Below are 13,741 nucleotides of genomic sequence, written 5' to 3'. Positions count from 1 at the left end.
GCCGATCGGGTCCGCCGGCGATCGCGCACCCAAGGCGCGCATACCGGCGGGGTAAAAGGAACAGCGCTTGATGCGCGGGCCCTGTTCCCGCTGGGTCGGGACGGTTCAGCTCAGCATGCCTGTCAGGCGCCGAGCTACTCGGGGCGAGGCCGTATGACCGCCAGGGGGCACTGCGAGAACTGCAGCAGGTGGTGACTGACGGAGCCGAGGGCCAGACCGTGAAAACCGCCGAGCCCGCGGGAGCCGACGACCAGGAGGTCGGCCCGGTCCGAAGCCCGCGACAACGCGATGACCGGTGGTTCGTCGGGCACCTGCTCCACCACCTCGACAGCCGGATATCGCTCGCGCAGCGGTGCCAGCCATTCCTCCAGTGCCTGCAGTTGCTCCTTGGCCAGGGCGTCCTGGGCCGCGCTGACGACGGCATGCGGCCCTGGATGGCTCCAGGAGTGCACGGCCTGCAACTCGGCGCCACGCAGGGACGCCTGCTCGAAGGCGTACGCGAGGGCGGCCTCGGAGTGAGCAGATCCATCGACGCCCACAACAATGCGGTCATAGGCAGTGGCGACATGGTTGACGATCACAACTGGGCAGACCGCGTGCCCGACCACCTGCGTGGCCACAGAACCGAGCAGCAGGCTTCCGAAGCCGCCCATGCCCTTCGCGCCGAGCACCACCGTATGGGCATGCTCTCCCTCCGCCAGGAGCACCGCAGCCGGCCTACCGGACCGCAAGGAGGACGTCACTTTCAGGTTCGGATGGGCTTCCTGCGCGATGGCGGTGGCTTCCGTCATCACACCACGGTCCCAGTTGCTCGCCTCCCAGGCACGCCCCTCGTCGGTCGTCGCATATGAGTGAGCGGGGAGGAGGACGTGAACGATGTGCAGAGGGCGCCGGCGCAACATTGCCTCGTGGGCGGCCCACACCAGAGCTCGCAGACTCCGCCCGGACCCGTCGACCCCAACCATGATCGGTTCAGTCATTTCCGTCTCCTGGGTACACGGCCGTCAGCGTTCGCTGCCTCCGAACCTGCGGAGCTTTCCCAGCTCACGGTGTCTTCGGCCAGTCCTCGACACCAGCGGCTCATCGTTCTTGCGGTCTCTTCCACGGTCACACCTACGGAGGCCTCTCGCACATGGGCCTTCCGACCCACTGGCCGTGCCGTTCGGGCCAAATCGCGCGCCAGTAACACACCATCGCCGGTGCCCGACCGTTTCGACGTGCTTCTGCGGCGTGCAGGTCGGACGGTGGGGGGAGAAGGAGGTCCCGTCGAGAGTGGCTGGTGTGGTCACGGACCGCGGCATCACCACGTGCACCCTTGTGCGTCATGCTTCGCCCGATTCGCTGCCCAGGCCGCCGGTGCGCGGCTTCGCGGGTGCGTGCCCGGCTCACCGGCATCGGCCCGCGCGGCTGAGGGCGGCATGTGACCGTCCGGCCCAAGCGCTTCTCGCACAGGGCCTACCACAGCACCGCCCGGGCGACGCTCCGCTGTGTCCACACGTGCGCAGTGGCATCTGGCCGACCTCTTCAGCCGCACGTAGCGCGGGATTTCACCTGGATGGCCGCACCCGGTTCGACGTCTTAGCATCGTAGGAGCGGCGGCTCCGTACTCCGTCCACCCATGTTTCGAGCGTGCGGACGGCAGGGAGATGCGGCCACCCGGTCGCACCCCACACACGCCCGAAGAGAGATCCCAAGTGCCGGTCGGCACAGTTCAGAGTCCTCCGGCAGCCATGGAGGAATGCGGTATGGGCAAGGAAATCCGAGAGTACAGGCCGGGGACCGCGTTTCCCGGCATAATCGGCCGGACGGCTGGGGAATCGACGCCTGCATGGCCACAGCCGACGCGGGCCACTCCTGGCTCGCCGAACGTGGTGTACATCGTTCTCGACGACACGGGGTTCGGGCAACTCGGCTGCTACGGAAGCCCCGTAGCAACGCCGAATCTGGATGCCCTCGCCGCGAACGGTCTTCTGTACAACAACATGCACACGACCGCACTGTGTTCGCCGTCGCGTTCCTGCATGATCACAGGCCGCAACCACCATTCCAATGCCATGGCGGCGATCACCGAGATATCCACGGGATACCCGGGGTACAACGGCAACATCCCGTTCGAGAACGGCTTCTTGTCGGAGATGCTGCTTCAGCACGGATACAACACCTACATGGTGGGCAAGTGGCACCTGACTCCCTCGGAACAGGAGTCCGCCGCGGGGCCGTACGACCGCTGGCCGCTCGGTCGCGGCTTCGAGCGCTTCTACGGCTTCCTCGGCGGCGACACGAGCCAGTGGTACCCGGACCTGGTGTACGACAACCACCAGGTGGAACCGCCCGCGACGCCGGAACAGGGCTACCACCTGACTGCGGATCTGGTGAACAAGGCGATCTCGTTCATCGCCGATGCCAAGCAGGTGGCACCGGACAAGCCGTTCTTCCTCGACTTCTGCACCGGCGCCACCCACGCACCCCACCACGTGCCGAAAGAATGGGCGGACCATTACCGGGGCCGCTTCGACGCCGGGTGGGACGCCTACCGTGAGGAGACCTTCGCCCGGCAGAAGCAACTGGGCGTGGTCCCGCAGGAAACGCGTCTGTCCCGGCACGACCCCGACGTCCCGGACTGGGGCTCCCTGTCTGCCGACTCCCGCCGTCTCGCAGCCCGGATGATGGAGGTCTACGCAGGGTTCCTCACGCACACCGACCACCACATCGGGCGGCTCGTGGAGTTCCTGGGAGAGATCGGGGAGCTCGACAACACGCTCATCATGGTCGTGTCCGACAACGGTGCCAGCGCCGAGGGCGGCGTCACCGGTACCACCAACGAGGGCCAGTTCTTCAACAACGCGCCCGAGCCGATCGAGGACAGCCTCACGGCGATCGACGAGCTCGGCGGCCCGACCACGTTCAACCACTACCCCTGGGGCTGGACATGGGCCGGTAACACCCCCTTCCGGCGCTGGAAGCGAGAGACGTACCGCGGCGGCACCAGCGATCCGTTCCTCGTCCACTGGCCACGGGGGTTCAAAGCCCGCGGTGAGATACGCACGCAGTTCACGCACATCATCGACATGGTCCCCACGGTGCTCGACACGCTCGGCATCGAGCGGCCCGACGTCATCAGGGGTGTGGCCCAGTCCCCACTCCAGGGCATCAGTTTCGCGCACACCTTCGACGCCCCGTCCGCGCCGACCAACCACCACACGCAGTACTACGAGATGTTCGGCCACCGGGCGCTCGACCACGACGGGTGGCGTGCCGTCTGCCCCTGGCCCGGCCCGTCGTTCACCGAGGCGGGCAGCCCCTGGGGTACACCCCTGAACGCGGAGACCCTGACCTCCTTGGACGCCAACAACTGGGAGCTGTACCACATCGACCAGGACGTCGCGGAGACGAACGACCTCGCTGTCGACCAGCGGGACAAGCTCATCGAGCTGATCTCGCTGTGGTACGTCGAGGCCGGCAAGTACAACGTCCTGCCCATCGACAGCACTGCCACACAGCGCATGATGACCGAGCGCCCGCAGATCACCGAGGACCGCACCCGCTACACGTTCCGTCCAGGCACCCAGACCATTCCCCGGGCCTCGTCACCACGTATCCTCAACCGCCCGCACAGCGTCACCGCGGACGTGGAAATACCGTCGGGCGGCGCCGAGGGCGTGCTGCTGTGCGAAGGAACCGACGTCGGAGGCTGGAGCTTCTTCCTCCAGGGCGGCAAGCTGCGTTACGTCCACAACTACGTCCGGCGGGCCGTCTACCGCGTTGAATCGGCCGAAAGTGTGCCCGAGGGCCGGCATGAGCTGCGCTTCGAGTTCGAGCCCACCGGCAAGCCGGACATCGCGGGCGGCAAGGGCGCGCCGGGCAGGGCGCAGCTCTATGTGGACGGCAGCCTCGTCGGGGAGGAGGACTTCCCGGTCACGACACCGGTCACCTTCCAGCCCGCGGGCATGACCTGCGGTGCCAATCCAGGCTCCCCGGTGGCTGGCGACTATGCCCCGCCATTCCGTTTCACCGGTGTGCTCCACAGTGTGACCGTGGACCTCTCCGGCGAGCTCATCACGGACATGCAGAGCGAGATGCGCGTCCATATGGCCCGGCAGTAGGAAGGACTCGGCCGGCCGGCAATGTGTGAACAGGTGACGGACGGTGCCGACGTCACGGACGGCTGCCTTCTCGTGCACACATCGCAGCCAGGGCGCGAACCACAGCGGCCGGTCCCGCAAGCGTGCGGCCAGCTGGGCGAGAGCGGCACGGCCGACACCCGGGGAGCGTCTGTGCAGATGAGCGCATCGGAACGGATTGGAGAGCACAAACCTCGGTGCGCAAGCGACTGATCACCTCCCGTTCTTCGTTCCTCCGCGCTCAACACGCACCACACAGCAGGGCCGGTCGCCGAGACTGCCCCGCGCCCTGGGCCGCAGTGGCGTGACTCATAGTGTCCGACGGAGGTGCGGACGTATGGTGGGAACCGGTATCTGCATGCCTACCGGCACAAACAGTGCGCGGCGGCTTCGGTTCATCGGTCAGTCTCCGGGAGGTCCCATGACGCGGTCCTCCCCCTCGGTCGACCTGCGCATCCGCGCGGTGGTCGAGGCACTCAAGCCGTATGCATGGCACGGGCTCACCGCTGAGATGATCAGCCGACGAGCGCTCGCCGCCATCGATGGCTGCTCCGAGGGCAGGCCGACTGGGCCGCCCGTTCCCCGTCACGACGACCGAATCCTGATTCTTCTCGCATGTCTCCATGGCCACGCGTGGCGCTCGCTCACGGTGGAAGCCCTGAGCCGACAGCTGGTGACCGCTCTGGACTCCTGGCACCACGAAAGCCAGTGGTTGGAGGTCGAGCTGCGGTGGCTGCTCGACACGGACGGCTGAGTGGGCTCGCCCCGCCGTCCAGGGGCATTGCCCGTAACAACTCCGGGCCTTTGCGGGCGATGCGTGCCGCCGTCGCGCCGGGGCTTCGACGGGGCGGTGCCGTGGGCGGTCAAGGCGCGGACCGCCCACGCGGCGGCGGCCCCCCGTCGCCGCGAGGACGCGGCGACGGGGGCAGAGTGCGGTGTCGGGTCATGGGTTCCTGAGAGGGCGCGGACGCGGCCGGTACGGCGCGGCGTCGTGAGTGCGGTCACCTTCGCGGTGCCGTCGCCTCCCCATGACGCTCTCCGCACCGGGACGGTGCGCCGTAGCGCTCAGCCCGCCGGTGATGCAGGTTGGCCCGGCGCGCGTCGCCGCCATAGTGCGCCAGCACCTTCGGGTCCATCACCCGGCGCCACAGCGGGGTCATCCAGGCCAGAACGATCATGGAGGCATAGCCGGTGGGCAGCTGGGGGGCCTCGTCGAAGTGGCGCAGTGTCTGGTAGCGGCGCAAGGGGTTCGCATGGTGGTCGGAGTGCCGTTGCAGTTGGTACAGGAAGACGTTGCTGGTGGTGTTGTTGCTGTTCCAGCTGTGCCGCGGGGCGACCCGCTCGTAGCGCCCGTCCGGACGCCGCTCACGCAGCAGGCCGTAGTGCTCCAAGTAGTTGACCGTCTCCAGCAGCAGGATGCCGCAAGCCGCCTGGACGATGAGGTAGGGCAGGACCACCGGCCCGAAGACGGCGGCGAGCGTGGCGAACATCAGGACGGTCAGCGCCCACGCGGTCAGCACGTCGTTGCGGTACGACCAGGCGCGGTGCCGACGGCGGTGGAGCCGACGGGTCTCCAGGCGCCAGGCCGACCGCACGCTCCCCGTGACCGTGCGCGGCAGGAACGCCCACACGCTCTCCCCGAGACGCGAGCTGGCGGGGTCCTCGGGTGTCGCGACACGGATGTGGTGACCGTGGTTGTGCTCGACGTAGAAATGGCCATACGCGGACTGGGTGAGCGCGAGGCGGGCCAGAAGGCGTTCCACCGTCTCCCGCTTGTGCCCGAGTTCGTGCGCCGTGTTGATGGCGACACCGGCGACGACGCCCACCGTGGCGGCGAGTCCCAGCGCGTCCGGCACGTCCATGCCCTCGGACCAGAGCAGACACGCGTACAGCAGTCCGCCGTACTGCAGGGGCAGATACAGGTAGGTGCACCAGCGGTAGTAGCGGTCCGCCTCCAGCAGTGGGATCGCCTTGTCCGGCGGGTTCTCCTGGTCCGGTCCGATCAGCGCGTCGAACAGCGGGACGATCACGAAGGCGAAGAACGGACCCCACCACCACAGCACCTGCCAATCGCTGACGGTGACCAGCGCCGCGGCCTGGAAGGGCAGCGTGGGGACGGCGAGGCCGAGCAGCCACGCATAGCGCTTGCGGTCACGCCAGGGGGTGTCGGCGGGGGAGGCGGGAGGCGTCGTCGACGGTGCTGTCATCGGGCTCTGCTCCTTGCGTGTTGTTGGGGTCCGCAGACCCGGCAGAGAGTGGCACCGGCCATCGGCGCTGACAATCCGGGACGTCGTGTCAACGTTCTGACGTCCTGTCAGCTTGTGGTGGGTGGGCCCGTCTCCCGTGTCAGCACCCCCATGGCCGCCGCGGTGATGAGCTCGGCCGACACGCGCAGCGTGTGCTCGGGCGGAGGCAGCACGATGTGCGAGAGGGTCAGGCGCACGATGACATCGGCCGCCTGGTCCGTTCGTACGTCGTCGAACTGCTGATAGTGGGTCTGGCACCACGACCGCACCAGGAGTCGTGCCCCTGCGACCACCGGTTCCGAGCGCGCCGTCAGATAGGGCAGCAGCGAGTCCGTGCCGCCGCGCGCCGCCTTCACCACCGAGGCGACGAGCACGTTCTCCCGGGCCTGCCGCAACGCGTACAGGATCGCGGCGGCCAACGCGTCCGTCGCGGTCGCGGCCGGCTGTTGCAGGGCCCGGTCCACGCCGAGGAGGAAGCGCTCCGCCTCACGGTGCACGAGCGCCTGGCTCAGACCGCCACGGCTGCCGAACTCCTTGTACACCGTGGGCCGTGACACCTCGGCGCGAGTTGCCACCTCTGACAGGCTCACGGAGTCCCAGCCCTTCTCCGCCGCCATGGCGCGCGCCGCGTCAAGGACGTCGCCGCGCATCTTCCTCCGCCACGCCTCGCGGGGCGGCACCGCGGCCGCGCAACCGTCCGTGGCCGCGGTGAACGGCGTGTCCTTCACGATGCCTCTCCTCTCACCCGATGGCACGCCGACTTCCCAGGTGATAGCGGACGTTACAGTCGACCGACTACGGCGGCAAGATGTACCGCGCGGTTCGCCGCCAGAGTCACCCTTCTCGGGGAAAGCCGCAGGTGAGCGAGCTGAACTATCCATGGATGGACCGCATTCGACGGTTGGCATCGACGTAACGTGCGATACATATAGTCAACATTGGCGAGAGTCTGTAACGTCTGGGAGTGCAGTCGGCGGCACCTCCGCCGGCCAGAGCTTCCGAGAGGTCCGATCCGCCATGAACGCTCGCACGGCCCGCCGCCTGGCGGCCGCCACCGTAGTGACCACCGCCCTTACCGCGCTCAGCGCCTGCTCCAGTGGCGAGGACTCCCCACCGGCCGCGAGCGGCAGTGCCACCGTCGCCGGCGTCAGAATCGAGAAGGATCCCGCGCTGCACGACGCGCTGCCCGAGGAGATCAAGGACGCGGGCACCGTCAAGGTCGCCACCGATGTGCCGTACCCGCCCTTCGAGATGTACGTCAAGGAGGGCGAGAGCGAGCTGACGGGCCTCGACTACGACCTCGGCCAGGCCCTGGGCGCCAAGCTGGGGGTGCGGTTCACCTTCACCCCGCAGAAGTTCGACGGGATCGTACCGGCCATCCAGGCCGGCAAGTTCCACGCGGCCATGTCGGCCATCACCGACAACAAGGAGCGGCAGAAGGTCGTCGACTTCGTCGACTACTCGCAGTCCGGCTCCGGCATCCTCGTCGCCGAGGGCAACCCCGAGAAGATCGCCACCCTGGACGACCTGTGCGGGAAGAAGGTGGCCGTGCAGACCGCCACCAACCAGCTCGGCCTGCTCAAGAGCCACCAGGCCGAGTGCGAGAAGGCCGGCGGCGGCCAGATCGACATCCAGACATTCCCCAAGGACTCCGACGCCCAACTCGCCCTGCTCTCCGGCAGGGTCGTCGCGCAGGTGCTGACCAAGCCGGCCGCCGGCTGGACCGCCAAGACCGCCGACGGCGGCCAGACCTTCGACCTGGTTGAGGACCCCGCGGCACCCGGCGGCTACAACGCCTCGCCCAACGGCATCGCCGTCAGCAAGAAGCTGCCGGAACTGACCGACGCGATCCAGAAGGCCCTCCAGGCCCTGATCGACGACGGCACCGCGACCAAGATCTTCGACAAGTACGGCGTCGCCGGCATCGCGCTGCAGGAAGCCACCAAGAACGCGGCGGTCGACTGAGCATGGTCGAGCTGAAGACACCCAGGTATCCCGCAGCGCCGGCACACGGGCGCGAGGCGGAGGATCTCGTCGTCGTACCGGTGCGCAACCACGGCCGCTGGATCGCCGCCGCGGCCGCCCTGGCCGCACTCGTGGGGCTGATCGGTTCCCTCGCCAAGAACGACAACCTGCGCTGGGACATCGTCGGCGAGTACCTCTTCGCCGACCTCGTCTTCGACGGCCTGTTCACCACCCTGTGGCTGACCGCCGCCGCCATGATCCTCGGACTCGCCCTGGGCACGCTGATAGCGGTCATGCGGCTGTCCGCCGGCCCCGTCCTCCACGGGCTCGCCACCTTCTTCGTGTGGATCTTCCGGGGAACTCCACTGCTCGTGCAGATCATCTTCTGGGGGTACGCGGCTGCCCTGTACAAGTACGTGATGATCGGCATCCCGTTCACCGACATCACCTTCTTCCGGGCCGAGACGAACTCCCTGCTGACCCCGGCCGTCGCGGCACTGCTCGCCCTCGGACTCAACGAGGCCGCCTATGCCTCCGAGATCGTGCGTGCCGGCATCCAGTCCGTCGACACGGGGCAGACCGAGGCCGCGCACTCGCTGGGCATGCGTCCCGCCCTCACCATGCGCCGCATCGTGCTGCCCCAGGCCATGCGCGTCATCATCCCCCCGATGGGCAACGAGACCATCAACATGCTGAAGATGACCGCCTTGGTCTCGGTCATCTCCGCGCACGACCTGATGTCCAACATCCAGGACGTGTACGCCCAGAACTACCAGGTCATCCCCATGCTCGTCGTCGCGAGCCTGTGGTATCTCGCTCTGGTGACCCTGCTGGGCATCCCGCAGGCCTGGCTGGAGCGCCGCTACGGCCGCGGCACCGCCCGCGCGCAGCACGTGTCGCCCCTGCGGCGCCTGCTCGGCGGAGCCGCCAGGCCCGCGCCCGTCGGGAACCGTGTCAGGAACGTCATGAACAAGGAGGCGGGCCGGTGAGCGCCCTCACGGAGTACGCCGGGAGCGTGCCGACGGTGCACCCCGCGAGCGTGCCGATGGTGCACGCGGAAGGCGTGCGCAAGCACTACGGAAAGCTGGAGGTCCTCAAGGGAATCGACCTCACCGTCCGGCGCGGCAGCGTGTGCTGCCTGCTGGGTCCGTCCGGCTCGGGCAAGTCCACCTTCCTGCGCTGCATCAACCACCTGGAGAAGGTCGACGGCGGCCGGCTCACGGTCGACGGCGAACTCGTCGGCTACCGCCAACACGGCGGCAAGCTGCACGAACTGCGAGAACGGGAAGTCGCCGAGCGGCGCCGCGACATCGGCATGGTGTTTCAGCGCTTCAACCTCTTCCCGCACATGACGGCCCTGGAGAACGTGGTCGAGGCACCCGTACGGGTGGCCGGTACGGCCAGGGCGCAGGCCCGCGAGGAAGCGCGGCACCTGCTGGAGCGGGTCGGCCTCGCCGACCGCGCCGGCCACTACCCCTCCGAGCTCTCCGGCGGCCAGCAGCAGCGCGTGGCCATCGCCCGGGCCCTCGCCATGAAACCCAAGCTGATGCTGTTCGACGAGCCGACCTCCGCCCTCGACCCCGAACTGGTCGGCGACGTTCTCGACGTGATGCGGCAGTTGGCCGACGACGGAATGACGATGGTCGTCGTCACCCACGAGATCGGCTTCGCCCGCGAAGTCGGCGACACGGCCGTCTTCATCGACGAGGGAGTCATCGTCGAGGCCGGCGACCCACGGCAGGTCTTGGTGGACCCCGAACAGGACCGTACCCGCGCGTTCTTGTCGAAGGTCCTGTGAGCGCCCCCTCCCGGCAGCGGCCCCGGCCCCGCCCCGCCGACCTGCTCGGCCCGGCCCGCCGCCGTCTCCCGCGCTATCTGCACGACCTCGCCGAACTCGTGGCCATCGACTCCGGCTCGTACAACCCCGACGGGGTCAACGCCGTCGCCGACCGGGTACAGGCGCGCCTGACGTCGCTCGGGTTCGCCGTCGAACGGATCCGGCCGCCGGCCGCGGCCGAACCGCCCTTCGATGCCCCCCGCACGGGCGACGTACTGGTCGCCCGCAAGGCGGGCAGCCTCGCGGAGGCGGACGGCGGGCGCCGGATCCTGCTGGCCGCTCATATGGACACCGTGTTCGAGGACGGGACCGCCGCCGAGCGCCCGTTCACCCTTGACGGCACGCGTGTGTACGGGCCCGGAGTCAGCGACGACAAGGGCGGGCTGCTGGCCGGGCTGACCGCGCTGGAGCTGCTCCAGGAGCAAGGGGAGGCGGAGTACGCCGAGTTGGTGTTCCTGGCCACCCCGGACGAGGAGATCGGCTCTCCGACGAGCCGGACGGTCACCGAGGAGGTGGCCCGCGGCGTCCACTACGCCCTCGGCCTGGAGTGCGCGCGCGAGAACGGAGACCTGGTACTCGCCCGCAAGGGCGTCGCCGACTTCCGGCTCACCGTCACCGGACGCGCCGCCCACGCCGGCATCGAACCCGAACGCGGCGCCAACGCCGCTCTCGCCGCGGCGCACCTCGTCGTCGCCCTGCAGGCCCTCAACGGACGCTGGGACGGCGTCACCGTCAACGTCGGCGTCGTCAGGGCCGGCCACCGCACCAACATCGTCTGCCCCGAGGCCGAACTCCGCCTCGAGGTACGCGCGGCCACCGCCGCCGACGCGCGCAGGGTGAGGCGGGCCATCGACGACGCGGCCGCGTGCCCCCCGGTGCCCGGCACCGCCGTGACCGTCGAACAACTCGACGACTGCCCGCCGATGGAGGCGACGGCCGCATCCCACCGCATGCTTGCCGCGGCCGAACAGGCGGCAGCCGCGCTGGGCTTCACCCTCGGCGCAACAGCCACGGGAGGCGTCGGCGACGCCAACCTGATCGCTGGTACGGGCGTCCCCGTCCTGGACGGCCTCGGTCCCGTAGGCGGCGCCGACCACAGCCCGCAGGAGTGGCTGGACACAGCGACCGTGCCGCAGCGCGTCGCCCTGCTGGCCTCGCTGATCACCGCGCTCGGCGACAGCGGCAGCGACACATGACCGCCGGGCCCCAGGGCGTTCCGCATCCCGGCCGAGGCCCCGGCCCCACACCGACGTCCGACACCTCCCAAGGAGACCCCATGCGCGAGCGTTCTCGACCCGGTCGGCGCCACGCCGTCGCCGCCGCCACCGCCCTCGTCCTCACCCTCACCGCCGCTCCGGCGGCCGCCGAGGCGACCACGCGCCCCGACGCCGGCCGGGCGGCGGGCTCCCTGATCCTGATCGGTGGCGCACTCGCGGAGAACAACACCCAGGTGTACGGGGAGATCATCGAACGCGCCGGCGGCTCCCGCGCCCGCATCGGTGTTCTCACCGCCGCCTCCGTGCCCGAGAGCCAGGACCCGCATGCGGACGACCCCGACCGATGCAGCAACTCGGCGTGCAACGGCGCCTATTACGCCGAGTTGTTCGAGAAACACGGCGCGGCCGACGCCCAGTGGATTCCCGTCGACCTCGACCACATCGCCAACGCCGACTCCGACGCCGTCGTTGACCGGATCAACTCCAGCACCGGGTTCTTTCTCGGCGGCGGCGACCAGTACCGCTACGTCACCACCCTCCTGCACGGCGACCGGCACACCGACTCCAAGGTGCTCGCCGCCATCCGCGCGAAGCTCGCCGAAGGCGCGGTCGTCGCCGGTACCTCCGCCGGCGCCCAGATCGCCGCCGGACCCGACATGGTCACCGGCGGCGAGTCCTACCAGGGGCTGCGGGACGGCAGCGCGCCCGGCTACTTCGACGACCCCACCCGGCTCGGCTACCTGCCCGCAGGCGGCTTCGGCTTCCTGCGCTCCGGCCTCTTCGACACCCACACCGGCGCCTACGGCAGGGAGGGCCGGGCCCTGCGCCTGGCCGCGGACACCGGTCACGACCGGGTCTACGCCCTGCAGGAGAACAGCGCGCTCGTCGTCGACAACCCGGGAACACGCGACGAGACCATGACCGTCCTCGGCACCAACGGCGTCGGCATCCTCGACCTGCGCGACGCCCGTGCCCGCACCACACCGGCCGGCTGGACCCTGGCCGGCGCCCAGTACACCCACCTCACCGACGGCGACGGCTACGACGCCCGCCGCTGGGCCGCCCGGTCGGCGCCCGACAAGCGTCCGCTGACCCCGAGCGGCACGTCTCCCGTACCCGCCAACAACGACGTCTTCTACTCGGCCGACAACCCGGCCGGCGTCCCGTACTCCTTCCTGCGCACCGCCGCCGCACTCGCCGCCACCCGCAACCAGCGCACCGCCACCGCCACCACCTACGAACGCGAACCCCGCTTCACCGTCACCTTCACCAAGCAGCCGGGCTTCACCGCCTGGACGAGCGACGGCGCCACCGCGCGGTCCCTGATCGGACTGCGCATCGACATCGCCCCCCGGTGACCGCGCCCCCACCCCGCCGGCGGCCCGGACCAGCCGGCGGCTCGGACCGGCCGGCAGCTCCGGCCGGTCCGAGCCGCCCGCGCGGGCATTAGGCTCGGCACCGCGCACCGCAAGATCCTGAAAGGAACCCTCATGGCCTCCGGCACACTCGCCGACGACATCCGCCTCAAGCTGGGCACCCTCAGCCCGGCCGAGCGGAAGGTCGCGCGGGTGCTCCTGGCCGCCTACCCCGCGGCGGGCTTCGAGACCGTCGCCACGATCGCCGAACGGGCCGCCGTCAGTGCCCCCACGGTCCTCCGCTTTGTCGCCCGCCTCGGGTACGGCGGTTTCCCCGAGTTCCAGGCCGCCCTGCGCGCCGAACTCGACCAGCGCAACGCCTCGCCGCTGTCCCTGTACGAGGAGACGGAGGACACCCCCGGCGACGACTCGGCCGCGGGCCTCATGGCCCGCAGCAGCAGGCTGTTCACCACCGCCGTGGCCCAGACCCTGGCCGAGATTCCGCCGCACGACCTGGAACGGGCCATCACGCTGCTGTCCGACCGCAAGCGCCGGATCACTCTGGTCGGCGGCCGGTTCACGCACCTGCTCGCCCAGTACCTCGGCCTGCACCTGATGCAGCTGCGCGACGACGTCCACATCCTGCCCGAACGCGACGTCGAACGGGCCGCCGCTCTGACCCGGCTCGGCCGCCGCGACGTCCTCGTCGTCTTCGACTACCGCCGCTACGAGAGCGACAAGATGGCGCTCGCCCGGCTTGCCCAGGAACAGAGCGGCAAGGTCGTCGTCTTCACCGACACCTGGCTGTCACCCACCAGCGCGCACGCCGAGGTGGTCCTGCCCAGCCAGGTCACCACCCCGTCCCCGTACGACAGCCTCGTGCCCACCCTCGCCGTCGTCGAGACAGTCGTCGCGGGCCTCATCGCGGCCCTCGGCGACGAGGCCCACGAGCACATGAGACACACGGAGGACATCGCCCGCCGTACTGGGCTCGTGTGAG

Annotated in this window: 11 protein-coding genes; 8 read left to right on the top strand and 3 right to left on the bottom strand. The window is 69.6% G+C overall.

Annotated elements, in window-relative coordinates; genetic code table 11:
• Nucleotides 1-134 precede the first annotated feature (134 nt).
• The gene (locus tag IPT68_RS00780; protein WP_189697648.1) at nt 135-980 is read right to left on the bottom strand and encodes a universal stress protein; all 846 of its coding nucleotides are present in this window, start codon (nt 978-980) and stop codon (nt 135-137) included.
• 750 nt (nt 981-1,730) lie between these two features.
• Between IPT68_RS00780 and IPT68_RS00775 the strand changes: the two genes are divergently transcribed.
• The gene (locus IPT68_RS00775; protein ID WP_322734592.1) at nt 1,731-4,103 is read left to right on the top strand and encodes an arylsulfatase; all 2,373 of its coding nucleotides are present in this window, start codon (nt 1,731-1,733) and stop codon (nt 4,101-4,103) included.
• Nucleotides 4,104-4,542: 439 nt separating this feature from the next.
• Complete coding sequence (locus tag IPT68_RS00770; protein ID WP_189697650.1) at nt 4,543-4,875, top strand: hypothetical protein; 333 nt, start codon at nt 4,543-4,545, stop codon at nt 4,873-4,875.
• Between the two features lie 247 nt (nt 4,876-5,122).
• On the opposite strand, the gene IPT68_RS00765 is transcribed toward IPT68_RS00770, so the two are convergent.
• Both IPT68_RS00765 and IPT68_RS00760 read right to left on the bottom strand, forming a co-directional pair.
• A complete protein-coding gene (locus IPT68_RS00765; protein ID WP_189697651.1) occupies nt 5,123-6,328 on the bottom strand; it encodes an alkane 1-monooxygenase in 1,206 nt (401 codons plus the stop codon).
• A 107-nt stretch (nt 6,329-6,435) separates the two neighbouring features.
• Nucleotides 6,436-7,095: a TetR family transcriptional regulator gene (locus IPT68_RS00760; RefSeq protein WP_189697652.1), complete on the bottom strand. Its 660-nt coding sequence runs from the start codon at nt 7,093-7,095 to the stop codon at nt 6,436-6,438.
• 289 nt (nt 7,096-7,384) lie between these two features.
• Between IPT68_RS00760 and IPT68_RS00755 the strand changes: the two genes are divergently transcribed.
• From IPT68_RS00755 to IPT68_RS00730, 6 genes are all read left to right on the top strand, one after another.
• On the top strand, nt 7,385-8,332 hold the full coding sequence (locus tag IPT68_RS00755; protein WP_228040125.1) for an ABC transporter substrate-binding protein: 948 nt from the start codon (nt 7,385-7,387) through the stop codon (nt 8,330-8,332).
• 2 nt (nt 8,333-8,334) lie between these two features.
• Nucleotides 8,335-9,321 carry an amino acid ABC transporter permease gene (locus tag IPT68_RS00750; RefSeq protein ID WP_189697653.1) on the top strand — a complete coding sequence of 329 codons (987 nt, stop codon included), beginning with the start codon at nt 8,335-8,337 and terminating at the stop codon, nt 9,319-9,321.
• A gap of 56 nt (nt 9,322-9,377) precedes the next feature.
• A complete protein-coding gene (locus IPT68_RS00745; protein ID WP_189697740.1) occupies nt 9,378-10,130 on the top strand; it encodes an amino acid ABC transporter ATP-binding protein in 753 nt (250 codons plus the stop codon).
• Nucleotides 10,127-11,365: a M20 family metallopeptidase gene (locus IPT68_RS00740; protein WP_189697654.1), complete on the top strand. Its 1,239-nt coding sequence runs from the start codon at nt 10,127-10,129 to the stop codon at nt 11,363-11,365. The genes IPT68_RS00745 and IPT68_RS00740 overlap by 4 nt, the downstream gene beginning before the upstream one ends.
• An 80-nt stretch (nt 11,366-11,445) precedes the next feature.
• Complete coding sequence (locus IPT68_RS00735) at nt 11,446-12,744, top strand: cyanophycinase (RefSeq protein ID WP_189697655.1); 1,299 nt, start codon at nt 11,446-11,448, stop codon at nt 12,742-12,744.
• A 132-nt stretch (nt 12,745-12,876) separates the two neighbouring features.
• Complete coding sequence (locus IPT68_RS00730; RefSeq protein ID WP_194074043.1) at nt 12,877-13,740, top strand: MurR/RpiR family transcriptional regulator; 864 nt, start codon at nt 12,877-12,879, stop codon at nt 13,738-13,740.
• The last annotated feature ends 1 nt before the right edge of the window (nt 13,741 follow it).

It is taken from the genome of Streptomyces chromofuscus (assembly GCF_015160875.1).
Classification (GTDB): Bacteria; Actinomycetota; Actinomycetes; order Streptomycetales; family Streptomycetaceae; genus Streptomyces; species Streptomyces chromofuscus.
The sequence above is the reverse complement of the archived record's forward strand: the minus strand, read 5'-3'. Positions and strand labels throughout refer to the sequence as shown.

Bases quoted from the DNA above. Each gene is read 5' to 3' on its own strand.
- IPT68_RS00770 (WP_189697650.1), top strand. From the start codon at position 4,543: ATGACGCGGTCCTCCCCCTCGGTCGACCTGCGCATCCGCGCGGTGGTC.
- IPT68_RS00745 (WP_189697740.1), top strand. From the start codon at position 9,378: ATGGTGCACGCGGAAGGCGTGCGCAAGCACTACGGAAAGCTGGAGGTC.
- IPT68_RS00775 (WP_322734592.1), top strand. From the start codon at position 1,731: ATGGAGGAATGCGGTATGGGCAAGGAAATCCGAGAGTACAGGCCGGGG.
- IPT68_RS00750 (WP_189697653.1), top strand. From the start codon at position 8,335: ATGGTCGAGCTGAAGACACCCAGGTATCCCGCAGCGCCGGCACACGGG.
- IPT68_RS00780 (WP_189697648.1), bottom strand. From the start codon at position 980: ATGACTGAACCGATCATGGTTGGGGTCGACGGGTCCGGGCGGAGTCTG.
- IPT68_RS00755 (WP_228040125.1), top strand. From the start codon at position 7,385: ATGAACGCTCGCACGGCCCGCCGCCTGGCGGCCGCCACCGTAGTGACC.
- IPT68_RS00735 (WP_189697655.1), top strand. From the start codon at position 11,446: ATGCGCGAGCGTTCTCGACCCGGTCGGCGCCACGCCGTCGCCGCCGCC.
- IPT68_RS00730 (WP_194074043.1), top strand. From the start codon at position 12,877: ATGGCCTCCGGCACACTCGCCGACGACATCCGCCTCAAGCTGGGCACC.
- IPT68_RS00765 (WP_189697651.1), bottom strand. From the start codon at position 6,328: ATGACAGCACCGTCGACGACGCCTCCCGCCTCCCCCGCCGACACCCCC.